The organism is Mycobacterium sp. TH-M11, assembly GCF_057473725.1.
This window is the reverse complement of the sequence record NZ_JBYCLD010000268.1, coordinates 1-1,844: the sequence shown is the minus strand read 5'-3', so window position 1 is coordinate 1,844 and position 1,844 is coordinate 1. Positions and strand designations below refer to the sequence as shown.

General features: G+C 66.9%; 1 protein-coding gene. It reads left to right on the top strand.

All coding sequences use genetic code 11. The annotated features are described in order from the left end of the window. Positions 1 to 214 precede the first annotated feature (214 nt). A complete protein-coding gene (locus AC2VOG_RS11015; protein ID WP_486939931.1) occupies positions 215 to 1,723 on the top strand; it encodes an HNH endonuclease signature motif containing protein in 1,509 nt (502 codons plus the stop codon). Positions 1,724 to 1,844 lie beyond the last annotated feature (121 nt).

Genomic DNA, 1,844 nt, shown 5'->3' with positions numbered 1-1,844 from the left:
GGAACGACCCGCAGAGGAGCGGGATCAACACACCCAGCCCGGCGACGAAGCGGGTCGGAACGACCCGCAGAGGAGCGGGGCCGACCGACCCAGCCCGGCGACGAAGCGGGTCGGAACGACCCGCAGAGGAGCGGGATCAACACACCCAGCCCGGCGGAAATCTTGCCGGCCGGACGGTTCGACCGCGTCGGATCTGATCTGTACAATCGAAAGTATGTTCGAATCGAGTAAGCCGAAGCGATCGTCGCCGGAGGTCATAGCCCGGTTTGACGAGCTGTTCGAGCGGCGCTATCCGAGCCGCACGACGGAGTCGGCCGCGCTGCTGGATCGGATCGGCACGTCGTGGCGCGAGCAGAATCGCGGTGCCGCCGCAGCGTTGACGGCCATCGGAGAATTGTTCGCCTACCGGTTGACCCGCTGCTCCGACACCGAAGACTGGGCCGTCGACACCGAGGCGGCGGTCAGCGCCGAGGTGGCAGCCGCGCTGCGGACGAGTCAGGGCCTGGCGGCAAGTCAGCTGCGGTACGCCCGCGCGATGCGTGAGCGCCTGCCGAGGCTGGCGGATGTCTTCAGAGCTGGTGATATCGACCACCGGACGTTCGCCACGATCGTCTACCGCACCGATCTGATCACCGACCGCGATGTGCTCGCGGCCGTCGACGAGCAGCTTGCTGTCACCGTGCCGCGGTGGCCGTCGATGACCCGCGGCCGGCTGGCCGGCCAGATCGACAAGATCGTCGCCAAGGCAGACGCCGATGCCGTGCGCCGCCGGACAGAACGACGCGCCGAGCGTGGTGTTTGGTTCGCCGACCTCGGCGAGGGCTTGTCTGAAATCCACGGCAGCGTGCTGACTGTCGAAGCGCGTGCGCTGGACAAATCACTTACTGCGTTGGCCCGCACGGTGTGTGAGCATGATCCACGCGATCACGAGCAGCGTCGCGCCGATGCGCTGGGAGCGCTGGCGGCCAGGGCTGATCGCCTGAGCTGTCGCTGTGGACGTGACGACTGTGCCGCCCGAAAGCCAACTGCCGCAAAATCTGTGGTCATTCACCTCATCGCCGAACAAGCCACGTCGGGCTCGCTCGTCTCCGAGGTATGCGCTGACGGACTTATTGGACCCGAACTGATCACCGAACTCGCCGCTGCCGCGAAGGTGACGCCGCTGGTCCATCCGGCCGATGCCGCACCCGAGGCCGGATACGTACCGTCGAAGGGACTCGCCGACTTCGTCAGGTGCCGGGATCTGACCTGTCGCTGGCCAGGCTGCGATCACCCGGCATTCGACTGCGACATCGATCACACGGTCCCCTTCGCCGAAGGCGGGCCTACCCATGCTTCGAACCTGAAGTGCTACTGCCGTCTTCATCATCTGGTCAAAACGTTCTGGGGTTGGCACGATCAGCAGTTGCCCGACGGCACCGTAATTCTTTGCTCGCCTGCCGGAAAAACCTACGTGACCAGCCCCGGCAGCGCCCTGTTCTTCCCTGGCCTGTGTCGCCCCACCGGGGATCTGCCGCCCACCACGGAACCCGCTGCGCGTGGCGTCGACCGGGAAGCCATGATGCCCCGGCGGCGGCGGACCCGTCGCCACGATCGGGCGCGGCGCGTTGAGACCGAGCGACAGCGAAACCACCGCGCCCGCACTGCCCGTCACTCTCGGTCGCTGAGCCGATTGGGTCCGGCCCCGCCCGGCAGCGACGAGGATGATCCCCCGCCGTTCTGAGTCGGGGAAACAGCGCAAGCGCGCCTCCGGGGTTTACGGACCCCGCCAAGGCTGCCCGCCGTGACGTCTGCAGCTTTCTTCGCGAGAACCTAGTATGCGAAAGCAGCGTCGCCCGAGTGCC

Excerpts from the sequence above, each read along its gene's own strand:
- AC2VOG_RS11015 (WP_486939931.1), top strand. The coding sequence starts at position 215 with ATGTTCGAATCGAGTAAGCCGAAGCGATCGTCGCCGGAGGTCATAGCC.